We start from the raw sequence: 24959 nt of genomic DNA on the forward strand, positions 1-24959 counted from the left end.
GCAACTGAGCATTTTTGCTTGTATAAAACTATTTAGCTTTAATTTAAGTATTTTTCGGCCGTTTTGATACATTGATCTATGTCTTGCGAAAACCCGAAAAAGCCGCTGCTGCCGAGAACTAAAATATCAGAACCAGCTGTTTTGAGCTCTGAATAAGTTTCGGCATTACAGGAGCCGTCAATTTGAATTTCAAAATGAAGACTATTTTGCTTACGGTAATCTTTTAGCTGGCTAATGGTTAATAATGCTTCCTTAATGAACTTTTGCCCAGCATAGCCGGGGTCTACGGTCATTACGGTAACCATATCAACCAAGTTAAGATACTGGGAAATATCTGCAATATTTTCTTCAGGATTGATAACGACGCCAACTTGCCTGTCACTTTGCTTAATGAGATCAATCAAGCGAAAGGCTTGTCCGTCAAGCTTTTCCGCATGGATATTTATTAAGTCGGTTCCAGCAGCAATTAAGTCATTGATGTAGTCTTCAGGATTGTCTACCATTAAGTGTGCATCAATAGTTTTATTAGTTAAAGGCCTGATAGCTTTGATAAAATCAACTGATAAAGCGAGATTTCTGACATAATGTCCATCCATAATATCAATATGATAATTATCGGTAAAAGAATTAAGTTTTTTTATATGCTCTGCGACTGTTGTCAAATTCATGCACATTAAAGATAATGATACTTTCATTGATTAAATTAGTTCCTTTCTTATCCTTTATGCTGTATTACCATCATTGATTTACATGAGAAGATTTCTTTATTGTGGATATGCTCAAATAAATCAGTTACTTCATCAATTGCTACCCTCTGGGTGATTAGATCATGGACTTTTAACTCTTTGCTATCAAGTGCGTTTCGGGTGGTTGACCATTCATCTGTAGGATATCTCTTATAAACATCATTATACACTGAAATTATTTTACCTTCTTTTCTCATTAGTTGATCGTAGGTAGCACGTTTTAAAGTCATATCTGAATGGGGATTTCCCAGCAATACTATGGTACCAAATTTTGTGATAGATTGAACGCAGTTATTGAAGGAATGTGTGTTACCGGTTGCTTCAACCACAATGTCAGCTAGCTCTCCGCCGAAGGCTTGTTGAATATTTTCTAAATTGTTTTGACCATCATTGAAGAAGGTATTGGTAAAACCTAATTTTTGTGCAAAGTTAATGGCGTCGTTATCAATATCAAATAAAGCAATATGGTTGGCGCCTGCCAGTTTTGCCCATCTGGCGACCATGATGCCAATAGGGCCAGCTCCATAAACAACCACATTATTACCCAATTTTAGACCAGATTTTTGAATTGCATGTTGAGCAACAGTTGCAGGCTCAATCATTGCCCCTTCTTCATAAGAAATATTGTCTGTTAAGGGCACCAAGTTGAATACTGGTACTGCCAAGTATTCTTCAAACCCGCCGTCATTGCGTGAACCAAAGTATCTGTAATTATCGCATTGGGCATAGTCACCCGATAAGCAGGAACGGCAATGAAAGCATGGCAAAATCGGAAAGACTGCTACTCTTTGATTTAATAATTTTTGATCAACGTTTTCGCCTAGTTCTACTACTTTTCCGGCAAATTCATGACCTATAACGGTGGGAAAATGGTAAGTGCCATTTTGGTAAACGCGGGGTAAATCTGAACCACAGATGCCACAGGCTTTAATTTTAACTAAAACCTCGTCTTTTTTCGGACGTGGCTTTTCTTTTTCAACTAACTCTAATTTTCCAATTGATTTAAGTTCTATAGCCTTCATATTAAGCTCCTACTTGATAATTCCAAAGATATTTAAATAACTAAACGCGATACCAATGATAAAGATAAAGACAATTATCCAGTTAACATTAATCTTTTTTCTGATTAGCCAATATACGAATAATGTTAAAGCCAGCGGAACGAGCCCAGGCATCAAAGCATCCAAAACCTGACTTTGAATGTTCATGTGGACATTACCAATGTTTAACTTTAATGGCACTCTGATTGCCACCCGTGAGGCAGTCATACATCCGACTACCATTAAGCCGATCATGCCAAAAACATCGGTTAGCTTGTTAATTGTCCCTTCACGCATTATTTGTAAAATGAAGGATTTTCCCCGACTATAACCTAACTTATACATATTCCAGCCGATTACAATAAGTAAAGTTTTGTAAACTACCTCAAAGAATAGTGGTCCTAAATAGTTGCCGGCGATTGCCAATGAACAGCCAATTCCGGCTAATATCGGATAAATTATCCCTTGGCTTAAAGTATCGCCAATTCCAGCTATTGGTCCCATTAAACCTGTTCTTAGGGAATTAATAGTTTCATCCGTTATTTCTTCCGCACCGTTGGCCCTTTGTTCTTCCATAGCTGTGGCTATTCCGGGAATAACAGTTCCTATAAAAGACGGTTCAGTATTGTAAAAGATCATGTATTTTTTAAGCTCTTGTGCTTGCTTTTTGGTATCGTTGGGATAGAGTTTTCTCATTATAGGTACCATTGCGTTGGTTTGACCGAGAGCTTGCAGCCTTTCATAGTTATAAGCTGCTTCATTAGAATATATTAAGGCCCAGTTTTTTAGCAGGTCTTTTTTAGATAGTTTAGGCATTTAATTAACCTCCTTCGGGGTTTCATTATTCTTTTTATCTTCCAGAAATCCTGTTTGATAGAATACAACTCCCATTACTACAGCCAGTGCAGTTACGCCGATAATGTCGAGCTTTAAATAAATAGTTAATAGAAAGCCTAAGAAGTAAAAAGGCATTAACTTTTTAGTTCCCATGAAATTAAGCAGCATTGCAATACCAAGAGCAGGCATGATCGCACCTACGACCTGCATAGCTTGAACTAACGAATTAGGGATGCTGGCTAGAAGATTTCTCATAGTCCCAGCGCCAAAATAAACTAAAATAAATGCAGGAACCCCAGTTACCAGGAAATTTAAAATCCCAGAGGGGACAAAATTCATGATTCTCATTGCCCTGATATTATTTTGATCTAAGTATTTTTCGGCACGATGAACCCAAATAGAGTTCAATGACATGGTAATTTGAAAGGTTAATATCCCAAAAAGACTAAATGGTACTGCAAAAGACACCCCCAAACTGGGTTTAGCATTTGCCAAAATAGTCATAGTGGGACCGAAAACGGCTGCAACTGGCAGGTTGCCCGGCATTGTTCCACCTGCAGTGATCCAACCTAAATATGCCAAATTAATGTACGCACCTGCCTGCATTCCCAGCATTGGTTTTCCTAAAGCTAGACCAACTAGTAATCCCGTCCATAAAGGATAAAACCAAGTCCTAGTTAATAACTGACTGGGCCACCAATTTGCGATGGTTGCAATTAAGCACACCAAAATTGCTGATACTAACATTTTTTGCCTCCTTTAAATCCCATCAATGCAGATATTTTTCAGCATCAACTTCTTTTTGATCAGGGATAATATGAATGGTTACTTTGACACCTCTGTTAATAATATTTTGCAAAGACTTTTTTTCTTCGTCGTTCATTGCAATATTGCGATAAAATGGCTGCCGGTCTTTTCTTGCACCCATTCCTCCTATAATTAACTTGCTAATATTGATGCCGCTGACAATAACTTTTTCAATTACAAGTGGTTCTTTGACTAAAATAATGATTTTATCGTCATTAAAATTGTCCAAGTCTTGCAGCTTTTCGATAGCAGTATCAGAATCAAAAACATCTACTTTAATGCCCGTAGGAGCAGACATTTTAAGTACTTCAATCATAAAATCATCTTTGGCGACTTTATCGTCAATGACAATAATGTGATTGGCGTGGGTCTTCTTGACCCAGGCGGTCATTACTTGACCATGAATTAAGCGATCATCAATTCTCGTTAAAACTATTTCTGCCATTCTTGTTACCCCTTTTTATAAAAATCAAAGTTTTGAATTTTAATGGTTTCTGCTGCCATTTGTTGCAAATGCTTGGTGAAATCATCCAGACTTTGATATTGGTTTCTGCTCAATAGTGCTTCAATCAGAATGGGCAAGTTTACGCCGCAAAAAACCTGATATTCGATATCTTTATTTAATTGTGGGTAATTTTGCACCAAAACATTATAAGGACTGGCTCCGAACATGTCACAGAAAGCCAAAACTTTTGCTCCTTTACCAAAAGATTTTAAACTTTGATACACTCTGTCCTTAAAACCATCAATACTATCCGTTTCCGCAAATTCAACGAAACTCACTTGAGATTGCTGACCGACAATCATTTTTGCTGCTGACAGAATGCCTTCAGCGAACTTTCCGTGAGTAGCGACTAATATCCCAATCATTAAAATCTCCTCTAAAGCAAATAGCTTATTATTCATTATTATTAAAAATAGAAACGTTTCCATAAATTAGTATAAATTCAGTGTTGTATTTTTGTCAAGTATGCGTTTACAGGGTAAATATTAGATAAAAAACCAAAAATTAAAGGAAACGTTTCTATTTAAAAATTGCTTGAAACCCTGCAACATTAGTATTTGCCACACGTTGTGTTAAAATAAAAGTTACTGAGACAAGTAATTTAAATCCTTAAATTTTCAATATATTGGTAAACAAAAAAGATGACGGATAAAAACATATCAATTCGAGAAATCGCCAAATTAAGCGGAGTATCAATCTCAACTGTTTCTCGTGTAATTAATAATAGTGGCAGTTATTCTCAAAAGACCGCCAAAAAAGTGATGGACGTAGTCAATGAATATGATTATCACGCTAATAGCATTGCCAAGGGTTTAAGGCAGAAAAGAACCAATTCAATTGGTATTATTGTGCCTAATTTAGGCAATTCTTTTTTTTCTAATTTAGTTGAATTGATTGAAAATCAATTAGCAAATCAAAATTATTCCACTATAATTTGTGATACTTCCAACAATCAAGTTAAAGAACGCAAAAGTATTGATATGCTAAATGCCCGTCTCGTTGATGGTATTATTGTCATTTCTGGGCGTACTAAGTTCCAATCTGAAAGTCTTAATTATTCTGTTCCGCTAGTATATATAGATCGTGAAGCTCAGAATGATACGGATTACTATTTTATCGGTTCAGATCATTATAAAGGTGCAGCTTTAGCAACCAATAAGTTGATATCTGCACACACTAAACCTTTTTTATTTAAAAATGAGAAGGAATATCCTTCTATCAAAGAACGCATCAAGGGTTATGTTGATACCTACAAAAAAGAATTTAACACTTTTGATGCAGACCGAATTTTGGTTGTTCCGAAAAGGGCAAGTTTACAGGAGGAAAGGGCAATTATTCGTTCGCGTTTACGTGGGATTTTTTCCCGGTATTCTGCGCCAATTGGAATATTTGCGACCAATGATTCACTAGCTGTGAATATTATTCTAGCAGCACGTGATATTAACGTTAACGTGCCTAAGGATTTAAAAGTAATTGGTTTTGACGACGCGCCGATAGCCCAATATAGTGTCCCTGAATTAACCACTATTCATCAAGATGTGCAAACTATAGCTAAAATTGCCTGTACCAAGTTAATTGAACAAGTTACAAAGCCTAAAGCGGTAAAAAGGCCGCAGAAAATCATTGTAGATGTTTCTTTAATAGAGAGAGGGTCAGCTTAAGCTGAAACCCTAGCTTTTTGCTTAATTAAAAAATTCACAAGTTCTTTTAAAACCGTATTTTTATTGTGCCTGCTGTTTCAGGATATTTCCTCTGCAGAAATATTCTTAGAAAATGGAGAAAAAGTTTTTTCGTTATGGGTTTTTCCTGACCAAAAGCAAAATTATATATTTGTTAATAGTTTAAATGCTAAAACTGTAATAAAATATGAAATAAATGAATTAAGAATAATGAAAGTAGAAGGTAAGAAGAATGTTTAAGTGGTTTGGCAAAAAGCAGGAGAAAAAAGAAGATTTGACGGTCACTGCACCAATTAGTGGCAAACTTGAAAAAATTGAAGAAGTAAGTGACCCGGCTTTCGCCCAGAAGATGTTGGGGGATGGTTTTGCTATTGTCCCTGAAGAAGATAAAGTAACAGTTTATGCACCTGTAAGTGGTAAAATTGAGGCACTTCCCAAAACGAAACATGCTATAGGTATTCAAACGGCACAGGGCGTCGAGGTACTTATTCACATTGGTATTGATACTGTAAACCTAAATGGAAAGGGTTTTGAAGTAATGGTGAACCAAGATGATGAGGTAAAGCAGGGACAAAAACTAGAAGTGTTTGATAAGAACGTAGTAACTGAAAATAAACTAGATCCAACTGTTATTGTTGTATTCACTAGTGGCTATGAAAAAGAAGTCAAATTGAATCAGGATAATGGTGCAGCAGTTAAAGCCAACGATTTATTAATAGGATAAACATTTTTGCTATATAAAAACAGGTTTAATTTCTAAAATAGGGAATTAAACCTGTTTTTTAGTATTGTCAACATGTGCATTATATAATTAGGCATAACTTAAATTCAACTATGGCTTAACTTTTTTTATTCAAAAAAGTTTTTTGATTATTTTAATATATTATATTCTGTAGTAAACTTAAATAAAATTATTATTAGAATAAAAAGGAGGGGCAATGCTAAAGGTAGAACATTTAAGTAAAAAGTTTGATACTTTTCCGGCGCTTCAAGATGTCAACTTTACAATTCATCCTGGTAAAATTATGGGTTTGATTGGTCAAAATGGGGCAGGGAAAACCACGACTTTTCATAGTATTTTAAACTTTCTGCACTATGAAGGAAAAATTACTTGGGAAGATCAGCCCATTACTGAAAAAACTTTTGATACTATCGGCTATTTGCCGGAAGAACGTAGTTTACTACCCAAAATGACTATTGAACAGCAAATTGTTTATTTGGCGGAGCTAAAAAGCTGTCCGGCGAAAGAGATAAAACCGCAAATTGATAAATGGTTAAAACGCTTTGATGTCCAGGGCAAGAAAAGCGACAAAATAAAAACACTTTCGAAAGGTAATCAGCAGAAAGTGCAATTAATTTGTACTTTGATTCACCAGCCAAAATTAATTATTTTGGATGAACCATTTAGTGGTTTGGATCCGGTAAATGCAGATTTACTTAAAAACGCAGTTTTAGATGCTAAAAAGAATAATGCAGCAATTATCTTCTCCAGTCATGATATGTCAAATGTTGAAGAAATCTGCGATAGTTTAATCATGTTAAAAAAAGGACAAGTTGTTTTAAGTGGTACAGTTGACGCTGTTCGTGACTCATTTGGTAAAACGGAAATTTACTGCAAAACTACCAAGTCGCTTGCAGAATTGCAACAGCTTCCTCACGTTGAAAAAGTGGAAAAGAAGTTGCATGGTCAATATCTTTTACGAATTGACGATGAAAGCAGCGGCCCGGGAGTCTTTGACGCTTTGACCAACGGCGAATATGTTGAGGAGTTCCGGCAACAACCACCAACACTTGACGAAATATTTAGAATGGAAGCTGGTGAACAACATGAATAAGTTATGGACCGTAACGCTGCAAACTTATTGGCATCAAGTTAAGTCTTGGTCTTTTCTGCTTTTGATTCTGGGTCCATTTTTCATAATTGGTTGTGGTGCTTTAGGAGGAGCTATCGGTGCTAGTTCTGATCCAGACAGTCAGATTGCAGTTATCAGTTCCAATGAGCAAGTTCGCCAAAACTTTATTAAAAATAATGATAAATATGTTGATGCTAAAATTAAAACCGCTGAATCCGCTAAAAAGGCTGTCAAAAAAGAAAAAGTTGATGGCTACTTGGTATTTGAAACGCAAAAAAATCAGGTTAAGGCGGTTTATCACGGAGCATCACCCATTGATGATGAATTGAAACCCAAAGTAAAAAGCTATTTACAAATGATGCAAAGCCAGCTTAATTTGCAGCAAGCGCAATTAGCACCACACCAACTCAAAGCCTTGCAGCAGCAACCGCAATATAGTGAGATACTCCAGAAAAATCATCAGGGAGATAAATTGGTTAAAATGGTGTCATTAATTATTGTGATTATGGTCGTTTACATGGTTTTGATGTCCTATAGTAGCATTACAGCTCAAGAAATAGCTTCTGAAAAAGGCACGAAGATTATGGAAATCATTTTTTCCAGTACAACTGCTGCAAAATATTTTTTAGGCAAAATTTTGGGTATTTTCGGCGTAATTATTACTCAACTCGCAATCTATATTGTAGGCGGTTGGGCAACTTACCGCTGGGCATTGCATGCAAAAATTACGTCTTCTTTCATGCATAACAACCAAGCAGTCATAAATAAAATTCTGGGCAATTTGGTAAATGTCAATCTCGTTTTCCTGATTCTCGGTGTAATTATTTATACGATATTAGCAGCTTTTTCAGGAGCTTTAGTAGCTAAGCCTGAAGATTCTTCAAAAGCTGCTCAAGGTACTACAATGCTTTCCCTCATTGCATTTTTCCTGTCATTTGCGCTTATTACTAACCCAGAACAAATTCTGCCGCAAATATTATCCTACGTGCCATTCTTTTCTTCATTCATGATGCCAATTCGTATAATTAATGGTCATGTGGGTAATGTGGAAGTTATTCTGTCGCTGGCGATTTTAATAGTAAGTATTATTGGCTTGACAATATACATTAGTAAAATCTATCAAGGCGTAATTTTACAAACAGAAGATACCAGCTTTTGGAAGAGATTAAAACGAGGACTGGCATATAGTAAAGCGTAAATAATATAAAAAAGATTAGGATGAAAAAATCCTAGTCTTTTTTAGCATATTGCTTTTAATGTTTAAACAGATTGTAGCTGGCATTTATAAACCTTAATTAGAATTCACAGCTACTTTTTTGAATTTTTAACTTGGTGTATAATAAAATAATATTCAAACCAAATACTGTATTTTTTATGATTAGTCTTTAGTGGATATCATTTGAATATATTTAAACTTTGTATGTCCAATGGCTGGATTTTAGTAACTGAACAATGTCTAGTTACTGGTAATAACTATTTCTCTGACTTTTTAATTGTGGCTGCAAAGACCAAAATATTAATAATAGTTTTAAACAAAATTTGTCATTCGGAGGAACCATGATTATCAGTAATATTTGGTTGATTATTTTTGCCACTATTTCTTCATTTTCCAGGGGAATAATATCAGTTATTGACCGTTACCAAATGGGGTATCGGAAGCAAAGCTCAATTGATGTGAACTTTTTAAATAATATTTGTAGTTCGGTTTTAGTAACTTTCTTTCTAATTTACGTCCTGCACAGTTTTCCTAGTCCTAGAATAACCAACAACTATCTTATTAAAGTCCTTTTATATGCTTTTTTGGCTCAGGTCGTCGCTTATGGCTATAGTTATGTGTTTAAAAAAGTTTCAATTATGCAGTCTGTGCTTTTGAGTAAAGTGACCGATCTTTTTATTCCTTGGGCTATCTTGCTGACTATGGGTTACTTTAGCAAATCTTCATATCTGGTTTCGATTATTTCCACGGTGATCGTGGTTATTTATATTGTTTTCGAACAGCGCCACAATAATTTAAATTTGAAAAACCTGTTGACTACTTTTGCTGTAATTGCGCCCTTATTGATTATTCAAGCTGCACTTTCGCCGTTATTAACCAAAGGCCTTATCAAACCGATTGATCTGGTCTTTTTTACTATCATGACAATTTATGTGCGCTGTTTAATTACCCTAATTACTTTTATTTATAAAAATAGAACTCTCAAGATCAGCGCTGAAAATCTCAAAGGTAAGGTTTATCTAATTTATGGTTCCCGGGCGGTTTTGACTCTTTTAGCGCAAGTAACTTATACTTTGGCAACGTCTTCACCCAACTCAAGCATTGCCTGGATCTTTTTAAACATGACCTCTTTATACAGCGTCATCTTTGGCGATATTTTCCTTAAAGAAAAGATGAAGTTCGCAGATATCTTGGTAATTGTGGCCATTTTTATCTTGGCTTTGTTTTCAAAGTAACTGCAGGAGTTTGGAAAAATAAGAATTAAGCGCTATAATGGCGCTATGATTTGGAAACGCCGGTTCAAGGTGAGTGCTGGTTTTTATTTGGGGATGAAACCTGCACTCTGAATTAAGTATTGGGGAATAATTAATGATAATTGAAACCAAGAACCTGGCGAAACGGTATCGTAAGGTGAAAGCAGCTAAGCTGTTTCACAAAGAATATCGCATTTTTGACGCAGTAAAAAATGTTTCTCTAGAGATTTATCAAGGAGATCATGTTGGCTTAGTGGGGTTAAATGGTTCCGGCAAGTCGACTTTGATCAAAATGATTTTAGGTATTTTGCAGCCTGATGGCGGCAGTATCAAAACTTTTGACAAAGATCCGCTTAATAACAGACAAAAAAATGCGACCAAAATAGGGGTTGTGTTTGGGCAAAGAAGCCAATTACGTTGGGATTTGCCCGCAATAGACACCTTCAAACTCAACCGTGAAATATATCAAGTACCGGAGGATATTTTTACCAAACGGGTAACAAAGTTAGCGCGGATGTTGCAGGCTACCGAGTTTTTAACGCAACCGGTGCGCACCCTTAGTTTGGGTCAAAGGATGAAAGCTGAATTTATTGCAGCTCTTATTCACGATCCTGAACTGCTTATTTTAGATGAACCCACAATTGGACTTGACGTTCTGACTAAAAATAGCATTACGCAATTTTTACAACAATTAACTGATAAAACGATCATTTTCACTTCGCACGATCTCGATGAAGTAGCTAAAGTATGCTCACGCATTTTAATTTTGAATAAAGGGCAGTTGGTATTAGATCAAAGTAGTCTACAACTAGCAGAATTAGATGTGCCCACAACGGTCACGTTTACCAGTGCAGATAAATTAAGTGCTGATTTAATTAACCAATGGCCCAACATGATGCAGCTTAAAAACGGTTCATACCAGATTGCAGGCATTAAGCAAGAAAATCTGAAAGAAGTGTTAAGTACAATTACTGCCCACATCCCAGTTGCCAATATTGAAGTTAAGAGCAATAAATTGGCATATTTATTAGCGCACCTCAAACAGCAGGAGGTGCAGCAATGAAATATAGGCTAATGCTCATTAAAATAGGAATAAAAAAAGGTCTAGCCTCAAAATATGCTTTGATTTTCTGGCTGTTTTCATCTTTAATTTCGCTTACCGTACAGTATTTTTTGTGGCAAGCTGTTCTAACTGGCAAGCCAAACGGTGAATTTAAACAAACAATTAGTTATTTGGTATTAATGCAACTTTTGACCGTGCTTTTTCCTAAAACCAGCTACGATGTGAATGATAAAGTTCGTTCTGGTGATATTGCACTTGACCTGTTAAAACCAGTAGCATTTGCAACGCAGCTACTGTGGGAAAGCATCGGCTATTCAGTTGTCAAATTTGCAGTGATTGGTACAGTGGATTTATTAGTTTGTTTATGGATTCTGAATTTTCAAATTGCAGTGGGCACAATTTTAATGGTCTTAGTAACAACCACTTTGGCGTATTTATTGTATTTTGAACTGGAACTGCTTTTAGGGACATTTTCTTTTTACACTTATAGTATTTGGGGCATCTCCACTTTTAAAGAAGCAATACTATTGGTATTAGCTGGCAATATTTTTCCGGCCAATTTTTATCCTGCCGTAATTAAAAAGGTGGCATCTTTTCTGCCATTTCAGTATTCATTTGGTGCAGTAGGAATGCTGGCGCAAAAGCCATCGTGGAGTTTATTTATTCAAGTAGTTTTGATCCAGCTAACCTATATTGCTCTGTTCAACGTGCTTTTTAAATTCTTGTTTAAGCGCTCCGTTGTTTCAACTGTGATTCAAGGAGGGTAATAATGAGATATTTAAAATTGTTAGCCACTTATTTAAAAGTAAATTTAAAATCACTTGCTGTTTATGACCTGGACTTTTATTTTGCGCTAGCAGGGATGATCATTCAAAACTTGCTTAATATCCTCGCTTTAAGATTTATTTTTAATATTGTGCCCCGCATCAAAGGCTATAATTTTGCACAATTGCTTTTAACTTACGCCTTGGCAACTTTAGCTTTTGCCATTTTTCGCTGCTTTTTTATCAATGTACTCAACATTTCTGATTATATTCATGACGGGCGCTTAGATACAATCTTAATTAAACCCGTCAATCCTTTATTTCAGCTTGTTAATGAACGAGTCGATGAAGATGCGTGGGGTGATTTAATTGTTGCGCTGTTGCTGTTGATAATTGTGGATATGCAGTTACATAATCCGTGGTATATCACGGTCATGTTTATTTTTATCTCACTTTTTACTTCGCTCATCTTTTTGGGATTGGCCGTATTAGGTAATATAGTTGCACTACTTTCTAATGGTTTAGCCAACTTGGCAGAAACAACATTTGACTTTTTTGACATGAGTAAATATCCGTTAGCGATCTATTCGTCGGCTTTAAGGCTAATTATGACCTTTATCTTGCCAATCGGCTGGGTTGCTTCAATTCCACAAGAAAAAATTGCAGTTAAGCATGAGTGGGTCTGGCTACTGTTAGTTCCTGCCGCGTGTGTATTCTTTTTTATCCTAATTTATCAGTTATGGCGGGTATTTTTACAAAAATACCAAAGTACTGGCAGTTAGAAAAAGCCCTGTAGTAATAGCTACAGGGCTTTTAAAGTCTATGATATTCTTTTTCTTTTCATTTTTTTGGCATTAAGTATTATTACTTAAAAATTGATTCCTGCAGTAATTTTAAAAATAATTCTGCGACTGGTGATAAATTAACACCGTGTTTCCAAACTACTTTGATAGCTTGGTGCAGCGCTGGCTGTAATTTTCTAAATGTAATGCCTGAGCCTTTAGAGGTATCAGCTAATTTATCTAAAGTAAGCATTAATGCGGCGTGATTTTTGACCATCAAGGTACCGTTAAAATTTAAATTATAGCTGCCAATAAAATTGACTGAATCATAGTAATTTCCTAGCCAGTTTTGAAAAAGGTGCATTTTTTGCGCTTGCTGCGAATTTAGTAAAGAGCGCCCTTGTAAGTCTGCCGGTCTGATCACTGCTTTTTGCGCTAAGGGATCATTAGTAGGCATTAAAATTCCCCAAGTATCTCTTTCGGGTAAGGTTAAAGAGGCGTAATTAGCTAAAGGAACGTTCCCGATAATGACTGCAAAGTCAACCGTCCCGTTATCTAGCTTGCGTTCGGCATAACTGTAGTCTCCGCTTAATAGGTGAATTTTAACAGAAGGGTGCTCTTTAATAATTGCGCTGACCACATTCATGACCCGCTGCATCCCGAGGCTTTCTCCCGCAGCAATGTTCAAGTCGCCACTGACAAAAGAATCTTTTTCGATATTTCTTTTAGTTTTGGCAGTTAATTCCAATATCTCTTGTGCCTGTTCTAATAAATATTGTCCTGCTGGAGTTAAAGCCAAGCGCCGTGACTTACGGCTAAATAATTTAACGCCAAGTTCAGCTTCCAGGTCAGCAATTTGCCTTGATAACGCTGGTTGAGAGATAAGCAGCTTTTTGGCAGCACGAGTCATATTGCCTTCTTGGGCGACGGCTACAAAATAATTCAAAACTCTTAATTCCATGATACCTTCCTTTTATTACTAGTGGTTTTAACTATCACAGACATTTTTTAATGCAAGCAGGTTATAAAAACTCATGTTTAATAAGTATTTTACATAAAAAGCTGATATGACTAAAATTTTAATTGTTAAGTAAGATTACTGTTCTTACATTAATATATTTTTTAGATAATACTTAAACTTAGATCTAAGTTTAAATTCATTAGGAAGAGCAAAATATAATGAAAATATCAGAAGTAGCTGAAAAAGTAGAATTAACGCCTGTAACTCTCAGATATTATGAAAAGATGGGCTTAATACCCGAAGTCAAAAAAGAGCACGGTGTTAGAAATTATGAGGAAAAAGATCTTACTTGGATTAGTTTTATTAAGTGCATGCGGCAGGTGAAAATTCCAGTGAAGGATTTACTTGAATACACCGAATTATTGCAGCAAGGCAGTGATACTAAGAAGTCCAGACGGCAGATTTTAGTTAAAGAATTGCATAGGCTAGAAAAGCAAGACCAAAATATTCAGGCTACAATTGCCCGGTTAAAAACTAAAATCAATTTATATGATCAAGGCAAAATTCAGTAGGATAAATTACCAGAGGAAGTTGACTAATAAACGGTCAACTTTAGTATTTTCGTGCAATTTACTGTGTTGAGCGCGAGGACCTTTTATTTCTTGTTCTTGGTATGAGTGAGCGCGTTTACTTACTAAATAGCGATAAGAGCGAGCAGAATTAACGGTGACGTCACCATCACTGCCAGAACCTGTGTCACCATAGATATTTAAGACGTCAGCGTTTTGAGGAAACTTCCTTCTTAAACTTAAAAGTTCGCGGTAATCCGCACTCATTTTTTGCGGTTTGCCAGCGTGATTTAAGATAGTTTTATTTGGTGCTCCTTGTTCACCAATATAACCGTTATAATGACCGGCAATTGAAACCTGTTTATTTAAGTGGGGCATGTGCGAATTAGTCGCATTATTGTGTAAGTAATAGGCAATTTGTAAATTGCCCATCGAATGTCCTACTAAGTTAATTCGCTTAAAGTGATACCTTTTTTGCAGTGCAATGATCACGTCTTTAATATAATTGCTGCTCTTGTTCATGGCAGCAATTTGATTATTCGTTCCAGCAAAAATGCTCTTATTATTTTGGAGGTTGACTTCAACTATCGGGTTCTTGGCCCGCTTTTTTATTGTTCCTATTAAGATGACTTTACCAGTAGAGCTAACGTCGGCTCGAATGACAGAATTAGTAGCATGATGTTTTTGTGCATAAGCCACCATACTTTCTTCAGCGTGGTAACTGCTGCCCCAGCCATGTACAAAAAGTGTTGGCGTATTGATGCGAATACTTGCACCATTTTCTTCCTGATAGTTGTTTTTAAATATGCAAACGGCAAGTAGCAATAACGTTAATAGCAACGTGCCTGTTATGATAGATTTTCTTTTTGTAGTCATAATTAATCAGCTCCTAAAGAAGGATCAGTTGCAATTATAAAATTTGCTGCACATCTGCAACATAAAATTTTATAATTATCAAAATTGTAGTACTTAAAGTTAAGGTTAAGTCAAATAGTAAAGTGATTTTTTAGTTAAATATCGTTTACACTATAGTTGCTAAGTAAATTTGAACATTGTGAAACCGAAAGGAAACATAATGACAATTGGAGAATTATTGAAGCAATTTCGCATTAAAAATTTAAAAACACAGAAAGAATGGGCGTCTGGCATAGTTAGTCCCTCATACTATGCCAAAGTAGAAAAAGGGCTTCACCGCATTACTGCCGAAGACTTATTAGCGATTTTAACTGCTAACCAGATTAAACCGGAAGATTTTTTTAACAAATTAAGTGCTAATCAGGAGCATGACAATGCAGCCAGCTTTATTGATCGTGAAGTAAACAGGGCATATTATCAGAATAATCCTGCTAAAATCAGAAAAATCAGGGAGTATGTAGCAGATAGTGATTTTAAAGATAAAGAAAAGATACTATTGCTGATTGATTTCGAATTGGCCGATGTGGAAAATAAGCTGGCAGATTTGAGTGAAACTAAAAAAAGCAAACTCAAAAGTTGGCTCTTTGACCAAAATGATTTTGACGAGAGAGCGTTGCGAATTTACATTAATTTAATCCCAATTTATGATTTAAAGAGCAATTTGCTAATAGGTAAAAAGATAGTTGAAAAGTTAAAGAATGTTTCAAAACCGCGCCAGCAAGAAGAATTGTTAGATGTTATCTGCAATATCTTGATCATGTGTATTGAGCAAAAGTCATATACTGAAGCACAATACTTTATTACTGCTGCTGAAAAGGTGAAGATGATTCCTGAACTCTTTTTCTGCAAAAATATGCTGGTTTTATTGGAAAACATGGTCAATTATCATTTTGTGCATAAACCTGAATATATATCTAAGTGCAAGTGGGCAATCAAGAATTTTACTTTATTAGGGATGCCGGAATATGGTGAGCAGGCAGAACTTTTTGTTAACGAAAACCTAAATAAATAAAAACTCTACTTATTAAAGATAAGTTAGTGGTATGATTAAATTATTAAGAAAACGTTTTATTTAATAGAGGAGAATTGATTATGAAAATAGGTTTTATTGGAACTGGAGTTATGGGAAATGCCATTTGCCTTAACTTGTTAAAAGCTGGTCATCAATTGTGGGTTTATAATCGCACTAAGAGTAAGACTGATAACCTGGTTGCAAAAGGTGCTACTTGGTGTGATAATCCTAAAGCTGTAGTTGAACGGACTGAGACAATTTTCACTATTGTGGGGTTTCCCGCTGACGTTGAACAAGTTTATTTCGGCGATAATGGTATTTTGCAAGCCGAAGTTAAGGGCAAAAATCTGGTAGACATGACCACTTCCAAGCCTGCTTTAGCACAAAAAATTTTTGCTGCAGGTGAAAAGCAGGGCGCTAAAGTGCTAGATGCTCCCGTTTCAGGCGGTGATTTAGGTGCTAAAAATGGTACGCTGACCATTATGGTTGGCGGCGATGAATCTGCTTATCAAAACTTGGAACCTGTTTTTAAGGATTTCGGAAAGCAAGTTCACTTTTTTGGACCAGCTGGTGCAGGTCAGAATACTAAAATGGCTAATCAGATCATGATTGCAGGCACCATGACCGGTATGACAGAAATGCTGGTTTATGCAAAAAAGGCGGGGCTTGACCTTGAAGCAGTCCTTAAAACGGTCGGAGCAGGCAGTGCTGCTAACTGGAGCTTGAGTAATTATGGTCCGCGGGTCTTAAAGGGTGACTATACCCCCGGCTTTTTCAGCAAACACTTTTTGAAGGATTTGCGCATTGCTCTAGAGACTGCTAAAGAAATGAAAATTGAGCTGCCAGCAACCGAAGAAGCTAAAAAGTTATACGAAACATTAGTTGATGAAAAGCACTTGGGTGACTTGGGGACTCAAGGACTAATTAAATTGTGGTGGCAGTAAAATATTAATTTTAAACAAAATAAAAACGGGGTAGTTTCAATTACGAAACTATCTCGTTTTTTGGGCTTGCTTACTTAATTTTACTTTTGACTTCTGGCACACCGTCTAGCACGTTAGCATAACGAGCTAAGGTAAAGAGGTAGTCTGACAAGCGGTTGATGTATTCCAAACAAGCGGGAGCAAGTTTTTGTTCTTCAGCGTTTAGTTTTACCATGGAACGCTCGGCTCGTCTGGCAACTGTACGAGCATAGTGTAAGTGAGTGGCAGTGATCGAACCGCCAGGTAAAATGAAATGGGTTGTTTGAGGAATTTGTTTATTAAGTTTGTCGATCTGTTTTTCAAGTTCTGCTACTTTTTCAGCCGTAATTTCTTCGTGTCTTTTGACAACAATGTCACTTTCCAGTTCATATAAGTCTCGTTGCAAATTTTGTAAAGGAGTATGCAGCTTCTGACATTTGGCAGACAAGTTGGCAATCACAACGCCCAGGTAAGAATCAAGTTCATCAATATCACCGACAGCGATAATCTGCAGATCATATTTGGGAACCATTTTGCCGGTTACCTGTTTGGTAAAACCTTGATCGCCCACCTTAGTGTAGATTTTAATTGTCATAATAGCCTCCGTTTGTAATGATCAAGTGCAATATTTAACGGCTTGTATAAAATTGGGTAAAACACTAGGTTGCCGACAGCATGATAAGTATCAAAGACCAGACTGCCTGCCCAATAAGCTAGGAACGCATTGAAGCCGCCAAATATAGACATGCCGAAGTCGACAAAGCAGCCATATTCCCAGCCGAGAAAAACAGCAAGAATAAGTTGCAGTGTAAAATGTTTTTTAAGTGGCGTAAATTTACCGAGCAAAGCCACAGTTAAAACACAGCCGCCATAGGCTAAGACTTGTGATACTGTCCAAATGCCAAAGCCCAAGTAAATGTTGGAAACTACCATAGTTAAAAGTGCTAAAACAAAGCCGAAATCAAAGCCAATATTTAAAGTTACAATCATCAAAATATCGGTTACTGGTTGAACATTGGGCACAGGAATAATTTTAAATATTCTTAGTGCCACACACATGGCTGTTAAAATTGCTAATAACGCTATTTTCTTAGTTGAACTGCGGACCATAGCAATTTTAGAAGTTAACTTTTGCTAAAGTAAATTTAATTTTATCTTTGTTAGCAAGCTTCTGTATTGCCGCACCTTTTTGTGCAAACTTGCCGTTAATGGTGTAAGTCCAATAAATCTTCTTGCGCTTATTTTGGCTCTTACCAGCTATTGAAGTAATAAGACCGTGATCACTCTTTATTTTCCAGCACTTTTTCAAACCGCGCATTACTGTTGAGTTCTTAGGCAATTTAATAGTCTTTTTCTTGTAATTCTTATTATGTACTTTGAGGGTGTAAGTAACTTTGATTTTGCTGCTGGCGTCTACCTGTTGGACATTTTGGGTTGTTTCGTAGCCAGCAAAAGTAAAGGTAAAAATAGTGGCTATTCCGGTTAAAACTGATAATTTGCTTTTCTTCATAATATACTCCTAATCTATAGATTTTTGTGCAAGCACTAAAAACTTCGTACTTAGCTGCTTGCACGGCACTAGTTTAATTTAAAAAACTTATTTAACTGGACATGCACCAGATTCACAGTCTGTTTGGTCAACTAATTCCAAATCTTTTTGATCATCATTTTGTTCTGCAAATACTTGGGCTACATCACCGGTAATTTCAGCTTTTCTTTCCTCATATTTAACTTTATCGATTGGTTCTTTTGGCGCTTGTTTAAGTGAACCACCATAGTATGGCAATAAGGAAGTTGACTTAATTACATGCCGGTATTGTTCAAAGAGTGGGGTAATCTTGTCACCTTCATTGCTTTGGAAAGTAACGGTACAGCTAACTGCATTATCTGACCAATAAGTTTGCAAAAAGGCTTGTGTTGCAAATTGTTCTTCAATTGAAACTGTACCGGCAGAAGCAAAGTTCTTGCTGTCGGCGTGAGCAGCACGCAATGGAAATTCAACACAAGTTGTGTTTGGTGAGTAAATATCAGGTTCTGAATAGTAACCACATGCGTCCAATGCTTTAAGCAATGGATCAGAAGCTTGGAACCTAATTCTTTGAATTAAGTAGCCGGCATAGTGGAAGTGCATTCCTTCAGAGGCCCCAGCCAATTTGGCAACAGTACCAGAAGGCTTAACAGTTGTGTGCTTGATTGACTCATTGCAGTTTAAAGTTTTGCTGTATTCTTTATCAGCATCAATGACGGCTTGGTAAGCTTCAGTAACCATTTTAATTCCCTGAGGGTCGTAAATTGGTTTTTTAATCTTTGCGCCGGTTTCTTCATCAGTGCTGTCTTCAAAGCCGGTGACAACCCGGTGACCCAAATCATTTAACAGCCAGTCTTGAATACCTGACATTGAAACACCGATTCTACGATTCTTATAAATGATGTTGCGGGAAATTTCCCAGTCGTAGTCACTAAACGTTACCCGTTTGGCGTAGCGAGTGGCCAACCTGAAAACGTCCTTTAGTTTCCAACCTTGTTGTTCTGCAATGTATGGGAATACTTCAAACAGGTTGCATGGCTCACCGTTAGCCAAGGAAATCTCTCCGCAAGGGTTGGTGCCTTCAACGTCGCCGTCAATATCTTTTTGATAGCCGTCAATAATACGACCATAGTTACGAGATAAGTCAAGGTTAACTATTCCTGGTTCACCGTTTTCTCTAATACCGTTAGCAATTGGTTCATATTCATCAAAGTTAGAATCAATTGCTACACTGTTGTTTGATGCCCAACGGTGGTGGTAGAGTTTGTCTTTATCCTGTTTCATCGTGATGAAGTCTTGGTCGGTACTTGTACCTAAAGCCAGTTCAGCTGATCTTCTCACATTGCCGGCAACGACTGTTTTACCAATCAAGTTGCAAATATCCGTACAATCAACAGAAGTTAAATTGCCGCCAACCCGATTGTTAATAATGTTGTTAATATCAAAAAGCATTTCCACTAACGGCATAGGTCCAGAAGCAGTACCGCCAAAACCGTGAATTTTAGCCCCGTAAGGACGAATTCTGCTGATGTTCAGTACCAGTTTGGTCTTGTTTTCAGCATTGGTTTGATTAAAATGCATGTCAACTAAACGAGCATTGGCCAAAACCCAACCTTCACGGGTATCAGGCAAGTTGTAGTATACGTAGTCAGACTTGCCGTCATTTTGCTTTGCCCATTCGTCTTTGTCCGTTGCACCCAATTTAACCGAATCCGCGTATGAGGCACTCTTTTTGTCGATCACGATTGTTAAATCGATTTTGTTATCAACTGTTGGGATCTTTTGAATGTTGTCTTGAACAACAGAAAAGCCAACGCCGCCGCCTTTCATTAGTTGGTCAAAAAGAAATGAAAATGGCATTGAAACTGCTTCTTGCGTTTGCCCTAAATAGTCTGGCACTATATGGCTGTCACCGTATTTTTGGGGACGAATAGCTATAAACCAGCAATTATTCAACGAATCACCATTACGCTTTTGGTAATCTGTCCCAGAGACCCAGAGGTTACGACCAGAAGGCGTTGCGCCTAAACCGTAAACCAATTTAAATAGGCTCTTGGCCTCATCAGTTAGTTCATCAACTACTTCATTTGCAGGAGAATCTTTGAGACGAGGATCAAGATTAATATTGCCTTCGATTACGCGTTTAACCGTTTCATCCCAATTTTCGGAACGATTTTTTTCAGGAAGCCATCTGGCGTAGGTCCGTTTATAAGTAACCCAGCCAAGCTCTCCCCAGTGGGGAGTGACAGTTTGTTTCACTTGATCAATGTAACCCTGATCTAAGGTTATGCTCGTATTTTTCATATTCAAAGTTACTCCTTCAACTAGCAAATTGTTCCACAGACACATCATCTATGGCTACAAATAGAACTATACCACAATATCTTGTATTTACTAGAGGAAAGTTTGCTCTTAAACACAAGTAAAAGTCACAACTTGATGTGCGAGTAAGTTATCGGGGATAATAAAAAAACATATAGAATTCGAAGATATAAAAAAAGCATAATAAGCTAAAAATAGCGTTTATTATGCTTGAATATATTTTTGTTTTTAAACTAAAAATTAGTGCCTAGCTAACGTGAAGAAAAGGAAAATTAAGCCAAGAATAACGACTATTGGCACTAATAAATGAATAAAGAAAATAAAGGCAAGTGTGCAAGTTAAAATGAAAAATAAGATTTTAAATATACCAACGCCCAGTTTTATAAATAACCAAATTAACAAGAATGCTAGTAATAGTCCAACCATGCTTAATCACCCCTTTTATCAGAATTAAGTGATATTATAGCTGATTTTTAAGAAGAGTAATAGTAATGCAAGCAAAATTTAAAAATAGTTAATTTTGTTCCCAATGTGTGAAATATTGTTATAATAGACCTCCACACTAATTTTTAGTGAATACGCATTTTATTCTGCGGAATAATTGGAGAGGAAGAAATTGCTTGCGTTATAAACAAATAATTTTTGATGTTGATGATACTTTGATTGATTTTGCTGCTACAGAAAATTTTGCTCTGCATAGTCTTTTTCAGGCTCATCATTGGCAGTTAACAGACAACATGCAGCGTGATTATCATGCATATAATCAAGGACTTTGGCGTAAGCTGGAACAAGGTAAAATCGATTATAATCAACTCAGCAAGACTGTCTTTAGCGAATTTATCAAAGAAAATTTAGGCATTGATATTGACGGAATTGCAATTATGAACGAATACCGTTCTTATTTTAGTGAAGCTCATAAGTTGCTGCCCGGTGTGATTGATACTTTGCGTTTTGCTAAAAAGCACAATTACGTTTTAACTATTTTAAGTAACGGTGAAGCCTTTATGCAGAGGCACCGTTTGCAGTTAGCGGGCATTGATAAATATTTTTCGCTGATTGTGACATCAGAAGAAGCCGGCTTTGCTAAACCGGATACCCGTATCTTTGATTACTTTTTTGCTCATACTGAAATCGGCCCTGAAGAAACTGTCTTCTTTGGAGATGGGCTGCAATCCGACATACTGGGTGCAGAAAATTACGGCTTTGACAGCATCTGGTATAACCACCGTAAACGGAAGAATAATATGAATCTGCATCCCTTATATGAAGTAGCAACATATCCGGAATTTGTGGCTTTGCTCAAGGGTGATTTGCAAAAGCAACCGCAATAATTGCTATCTTTTCCTGTAGAAGTATAGTTCAATCCTGTATAATAATTATTAGAGGTGAGAATAATGACTTTAAATATTCATTCTTTTAATGATACTTATGAATTAAATAATGGCGTTAAAATACCAGTCATTGGTTTAGGAACTTGGCAAACACCTGACGGTGAAGTAGCCAAGAACACTGTGAAGGATGCACTGGATCTGGGCTATCGCTTAATTGATACGGCTGCAGCTTACGGCAATGAGGAGAGCATCGGACAAGGAATTAAACAAAGCGGGGTCAATAGACACGACTTATTTGTAACCACTAAATTATGGAACGATCATCACGGCTATCAGGCAACTAAGGCTGCGATTGATGAAAGCTTGACTAAATTAGATTTAGATTACCTTGACTTGTATTTGATCCACTGGCCTAATCCAGCACCTGTGCGTGATCACTGGGCTGAATTAAACGCAGAAAGCTGGCAGGCAATGGAAGAAGCTGTTCAGGCAGGTAAAATTCGCGCAATCGGAGTATCGAATTTCAGACGGAAACACTTGGATGAGTTGCTGAAGACCGCCAAAATTCGTCCTGCTGTCAATCAAATTTACCTTAACCCAAGTGATATGGAAGAAGATGTGACTTCTTATAATAAAGAACTCGGCATCTTGAGCGAAGCATATTCACCACTTGGCAGGGGCGGTTTATTTGCTAATGAAACTGTCGTTTCTGTTGCGCAACACTATGACAAGTCTCCAGCGCAAGTCTTATTACGGTGGTCTTTGCAACACGGCTTTGTCCCATTACCAAAATCTGTCCACCGCGATCGGCTTGAATCTAATTTACAAGTTTTTGACTTTACAATTAGTGATGCTGATATGGCTAAACTTGATGGTTTGCATGGAGCAGCTAAATTAGCAAATGATCCAGATCACACGGACTTTTAAAAAAGGTGGTAGCTGATGAAAATTGGTTTTATTGGAACTGGTAAGATTGGTTCCGCTATCATTAAGGGCTTGTTAAATGCTAAAAATTCAAGCCAAGATATTTATGTTTATGACGGTGGTCATAAGTCCGCTCAAAAAATTGCTGCTGAATTTAATCTGCATTTAGTTAATAGCTACACTGAATTTAACGCTTGCCAGGCAGTTATAGTTGCTGTGAGTGGATCCAGTGCTGAAGCTATACTGAAGCAGCTGGGGCAAAAATATCACGGTATTATGTTATCAACGGGTGGGGGCGATTTAACTCAGATTAATAGTGGACTTGCGCAAGATACCACATTTGCCAAGATAGTTCCTAATACTCCCGTTCAAATAGGTAGCGGAATTACAGCCATCAGTTTTATTCCTGATGAAAAGCCGGAAGTGATTGCTACTGTAAAAAAGATTTTTACTCAAATGGGTGCAGTTTACGTTGTGCCTGAAAATCTGCTAGGCATTTATGGTACAGTTGCTGGGTGCACGCCTGCTTTTGTCGATCTTATGATTGCAGCGCTGAGTGATGCCGCAGTGCAAAACGGTATTAAGCGCGCAGATTCATATCAGATAATTGAACAAATGCTTTTGGGTACCAGCCAATTGGCACTTGCTAGTAAAAAATTGCCGGAAGAATTAAAAGACGAAGTTACCACACCGGGTGGTTCAACTATTAGGGGAGTAGCCAAGCTTGAAGAAACGGGCTTTAGAAATGCGCTTATTCAAGCCGTAAATGCTGCCGCAAATTAAAATAATCATTAGAAAAGACACCAGATAAATTTATCTGGTGCCTTTTATTGTTATTTAAAGTGTATTTAAGAAGGGAAATGAATTTTACAAATTAAAATTCTTTGTTCAAATCAACAGGAGTATCAGCCTGCTCGCCATTAATTAACTTCAAGTTGTTATCAAAGGCTTTAATAACCATGTTGCGCACAGCGTGAGTAGTGTAGAAAGCCGTGTGTGGCGTTACCAAAACATTTGGCCGTGCGATTAAATCAGCTAAACGCTTGTCAGGGAAATCTTTGCCACTGAAGTCGCTGTTGAAAATACCAACTTCATTTTCGTAAGTGTCCATTACGAAGCCAAAGATCTTGCCTGAGTCAAGACCACGAATAACGGCGTCTGTGTCAACTAATGGACCACGAGAAACGTTAACGATAACAACGTCGTCTTTCATCTTTTTGATTGAGTCGTCGTTGATCATGTGGACATTTTCCGGAGTATCAGGAACGTGAAGTGAAATAACGTCAGACTTAGCGTAAAGCTCATCCAAGTCATCAACGTAGTAGCCCTTCTTTTCTAATTCTGGGTTCTTGAAAATGTCATAGGCAATGACTTTAGCGCCAAAGCCTTCCATAATTCTCATGAATACTTGACCAATGTGACCAGTACCGATAACACCAACTGTTTGGTCACGTACTTCACGACCGATTGTTGGTGCCCAACGTAAATCATGCTTAGCAATTTTTTCGTCCATTGCCTTATCTTGACGTAAAACTCTGGCAGCTTGAATAGCAGCGTGTTCAGCAATTGCGTCTGGTGAATATACCGGAACATTAGTTATTTTAAAACCTAATTCTTTCGCCTTTTTTAGGTCAATGTTGTCAATACCAACGTTACGGATTGACCAATTATGAATGCCTAATTTATCTAAAGCTTCAATAGTATCAGCCTTGTAATCTAGTTGCTGGTAAGTTACAACACCATCAGCACCCTTAGCTAATTCAGCTGTTTCAGGGGTGAGAAGTTGATCAGTAAAATCAACATCAACATCCTTGTGAGCTTCCTTCCATTCATGAACGTATGGTTCTTCGTCTTTACGAATGGCGTAAGCATAAATTTTAGTCATAAAAT

At 37.0% G+C, this 24959-nt stretch carries 27 protein-coding genes; 14 read left to right on the forward strand and 13 right to left on the reverse strand.

Annotation, left to right across the window (positions count from 1 at the left end; all coding sequences use genetic code 11):
- Window positions 1–38 precede the first annotated feature (38 nt).
- Genes alsE through JF73_RS00360 form a run of 6 tightly spaced genes read right to left on the reverse strand, consistent with a single transcriptional unit; the run spans window position 39 to window position 4300 of the window.
- The gene (gene alsE, locus JF73_RS00335) at window positions 39–695 is read right to left on the reverse strand and encodes a D-allulose 6-phosphate 3-epimerase (RefSeq protein WP_046326522.1); all 657 of its coding nucleotides are present in this window, start codon (window positions 693–695) and stop codon (window positions 39–41) included.
- 20 nt (window positions 696–715) lie between these two features.
- Window positions 716–1768, reverse strand: coding sequence for a galactitol-1-phosphate 5-dehydrogenase (locus JF73_RS00340; RefSeq protein ID WP_046326523.1), 1053 nt, complete (start codon window positions 1766–1768; stop codon window positions 716–718).
- A 9-nt stretch (window positions 1769–1777) separates the two neighbouring features.
- Window positions 1778–2602, reverse strand: coding sequence for a PTS system mannose/fructose/sorbose family transporter subunit IID (locus tag JF73_RS09905; RefSeq protein ID WP_046326524.1), 825 nt, complete (start codon window positions 2600–2602; stop codon window positions 1778–1780).
- The gene (locus tag JF73_RS09910; protein ID WP_038520594.1) at window positions 2603–3370 is read right to left on the reverse strand and encodes a PTS mannose/fructose/sorbose/N-acetylgalactosamine transporter subunit IIC; all 768 of its coding nucleotides are present in this window, start codon (window positions 3368–3370) and stop codon (window positions 2603–2605) included.
- A 22-nt stretch (window positions 3371–3392) separates the two neighbouring features.
- Window positions 3393–3875 carry a PTS sugar transporter subunit IIB gene (locus JF73_RS00355; protein WP_046326525.1) on the reverse strand — a complete coding sequence of 161 codons (483 nt, stop codon included), beginning with the start codon at window positions 3873–3875 and terminating at the stop codon, window positions 3393–3395.
- Window positions 3876–3880: 5 nt separating this feature from the next.
- On the reverse strand, window positions 3881–4300 hold the full coding sequence (locus JF73_RS00360) for a PTS sugar transporter subunit IIA (protein ID WP_038520599.1): 420 nt from the start codon (window positions 4298–4300) through the stop codon (window positions 3881–3883).
- Window positions 4301–4576: 276 nt separating this feature from the next.
- Here JF73_RS00360 and JF73_RS00365 point away from each other — a divergent pair, with 276 nt between their 5' ends.
- The 8 genes from JF73_RS00365 to JF73_RS00405 all read left to right on the forward strand — a co-directional run bounded on the left by JF73_RS00365 (window position 4577) and on the right by JF73_RS00405 (window position 12545).
- On the forward strand, window positions 4577–5596 hold the full coding sequence (locus JF73_RS00365) for a LacI family DNA-binding transcriptional regulator (RefSeq protein ID WP_038520602.1): 1020 nt from the start codon (window positions 4577–4579) through the stop codon (window positions 5594–5596).
- A gap of 250 nt (window positions 5597–5846) precedes the next feature.
- Window positions 5847–6338, forward strand: coding sequence for a PTS sugar transporter subunit IIA (locus JF73_RS00375; protein ID WP_046326527.1), 492 nt, complete (start codon window positions 5847–5849; stop codon window positions 6336–6338).
- A gap of 214 nt (window positions 6339–6552) precedes the next feature.
- Window positions 6553–7449 carry an ABC transporter ATP-binding protein gene (locus tag JF73_RS00380; RefSeq protein WP_046326528.1) on the forward strand — a complete coding sequence of 299 codons (897 nt, stop codon included), beginning with the start codon at window positions 6553–6555 and terminating at the stop codon, window positions 7447–7449.
- Window positions 7442–8665, forward strand: coding sequence for an ABC transporter permease (locus JF73_RS00385; protein WP_046326529.1), 1224 nt, complete (start codon window positions 7442–7444; stop codon window positions 8663–8665). The genes JF73_RS00380 and JF73_RS00385 overlap by 8 nt, the downstream gene beginning before the upstream one ends.
- 359 nt (window positions 8666–9024) lie before the next feature.
- Window positions 9025–9918: an EamA family transporter gene (locus tag JF73_RS00390; RefSeq protein ID WP_045927307.1), complete on the forward strand. Its 894-nt coding sequence runs from the start codon at window positions 9025–9027 to the stop codon at window positions 9916–9918.
- 133 nt (window positions 9919–10051) lie between these two features.
- Window positions 10052–10999, forward strand: coding sequence for an ABC transporter ATP-binding protein (locus tag JF73_RS00395; protein WP_046326530.1), 948 nt, complete (start codon window positions 10052–10054; stop codon window positions 10997–10999).
- Entirely contained in the window at window positions 10996–11766 is a 771-nt protein-coding gene (locus JF73_RS00400; protein WP_046326531.1) for an ABC transporter permease, read from the forward strand. Before JF73_RS00395 ends, JF73_RS00400 begins: the two co-directional genes overlap by 4 nt.
- Window positions 11766–12545, forward strand: coding sequence for an ABC transporter permease (locus JF73_RS00405; protein ID WP_046326532.1), 780 nt, complete (start codon window positions 11766–11768; stop codon window positions 12543–12545). The genes JF73_RS00400 and JF73_RS00405 overlap by 1 nt, the downstream gene beginning before the upstream one ends.
- Before the next feature lie 82 nt (window positions 12546–12627).
- On the opposite strand, the gene JF73_RS00410 is transcribed toward JF73_RS00405, so the two are convergent.
- Window positions 12628–13506: a LysR family transcriptional regulator gene (locus tag JF73_RS00410; RefSeq protein ID WP_046326533.1), complete on the reverse strand. Its 879-nt coding sequence runs from the start codon at window positions 13504–13506 to the stop codon at window positions 12628–12630.
- 218 nt (window positions 13507–13724) lie between these two features.
- Here JF73_RS00410 and JF73_RS00415 point away from each other — a divergent pair, with 218 nt between their 5' ends.
- On the forward strand, window positions 13725–14078 hold the full coding sequence (locus tag JF73_RS00415; RefSeq protein ID WP_046326534.1) for a MerR family transcriptional regulator: 354 nt from the start codon (window positions 13725–13727) through the stop codon (window positions 14076–14078).
- Between the two features lie 6 nt (window positions 14079–14084).
- Here the strand turns inward: JF73_RS00415 and JF73_RS00420 are convergent, their stop codons facing one another.
- The gene (locus JF73_RS00420) at window positions 14085–14951 is read right to left on the reverse strand and encodes an alpha/beta hydrolase (protein WP_046326536.1); all 867 of its coding nucleotides are present in this window, start codon (window positions 14949–14951) and stop codon (window positions 14085–14087) included.
- Window positions 14952–15150: 199 nt separating this feature from the next.
- On the opposite strand from JF73_RS00420, the gene JF73_RS09665 reads away from it, so the two are divergent.
- Window positions 15151–16002, forward strand: coding sequence for a helix-turn-helix domain-containing protein (locus JF73_RS09665; protein ID WP_046326537.1), 852 nt, complete (start codon window positions 15151–15153; stop codon window positions 16000–16002).
- 80 nt (window positions 16003–16082) lie between these two features.
- Complete coding sequence (locus JF73_RS00430) at window positions 16083–16946, forward strand: NAD(P)-dependent oxidoreductase (protein WP_046326538.1); 864 nt, start codon at window positions 16083–16085, stop codon at window positions 16944–16946.
- Window positions 16947–17016: 70 nt separating this feature from the next.
- Here the strand turns inward: JF73_RS00430 and JF73_RS00435 are convergent, their stop codons facing one another.
- The 4 genes from JF73_RS00435 to nrdJ form a co-directional block, all read right to left on the reverse strand.
- Window positions 17017–17559 carry a cob(I)yrinic acid a,c-diamide adenosyltransferase gene (locus JF73_RS00435; protein ID WP_046326539.1) on the reverse strand — a complete coding sequence of 181 codons (543 nt, stop codon included), beginning with the start codon at window positions 17557–17559 and terminating at the stop codon, window positions 17017–17019.
- Complete coding sequence (locus JF73_RS00440) at window positions 17556–18074, reverse strand: ECF transporter S component (RefSeq protein WP_046326540.1); 519 nt, start codon at window positions 18072–18074, stop codon at window positions 17556–17558. The genes JF73_RS00435 and JF73_RS00440 overlap by 4 nt, the downstream gene beginning before the upstream one ends.
- 7 nt (window positions 18075–18081) lie before the next feature.
- On the reverse strand, window positions 18082–18474 hold the full coding sequence (locus JF73_RS00445; protein ID WP_046326541.1) for a DUF4430 domain-containing protein: 393 nt from the start codon (window positions 18472–18474) through the stop codon (window positions 18082–18084).
- Between the two features lie 87 nt (window positions 18475–18561).
- Window positions 18562–20796: a ribonucleoside-triphosphate reductase, adenosylcobalamin-dependent gene (gene nrdJ / locus JF73_RS00450; RefSeq protein ID WP_046326542.1), complete on the reverse strand. Its 2235-nt coding sequence runs from the start codon at window positions 20794–20796 to the stop codon at window positions 18562–18564.
- 638 nt (window positions 20797–21434) lie between these two features.
- Here nrdJ and JF73_RS00455 point away from each other — a divergent pair.
- The 3 genes from JF73_RS00455 (at window position 21435) to proC (ending at window position 23852) form a co-directional block, all read left to right on the forward strand.
- Window positions 21435–22145, forward strand: coding sequence for a YjjG family noncanonical pyrimidine nucleotidase (locus JF73_RS00455; RefSeq protein ID WP_046326543.1), 711 nt, complete (start codon window positions 21435–21437; stop codon window positions 22143–22145).
- A gap of 63 nt (window positions 22146–22208) precedes the next feature.
- A complete protein-coding gene (locus JF73_RS00460) occupies window positions 22209–23072 on the forward strand; it encodes an aldo/keto reductase (protein ID WP_038520650.1) in 864 nt (287 codons plus the stop codon).
- Window positions 23073–23087: 15 nt separating this feature from the next.
- Window positions 23088–23852, forward strand: a complete 765-nt coding sequence (gene proC, locus JF73_RS00465) for a pyrroline-5-carboxylate reductase (protein ID WP_046326544.1) — start codon at window positions 23088–23090, stop codon at window positions 23850–23852.
- A gap of 91 nt (window positions 23853–23943) precedes the next feature.
- Here proC and JF73_RS00470 read toward each other — a convergent pair whose 3' ends face one another.
- Window positions 23944–24954: a D-2-hydroxyacid dehydrogenase gene (locus JF73_RS00470; RefSeq protein WP_038520664.1), complete on the reverse strand. Its 1011-nt coding sequence runs from the start codon at window positions 24952–24954 to the stop codon at window positions 23944–23946.
- Window positions 24955–24959 lie beyond the last annotated feature (5 nt).

This window comes from Lactobacillus helsingborgensis (genome assembly GCF_000970855.1).
Taxonomy (GTDB): Bacteria; Bacillota; Bacilli; order Lactobacillales; family Lactobacillaceae; genus Lactobacillus; species Lactobacillus helsingborgensis.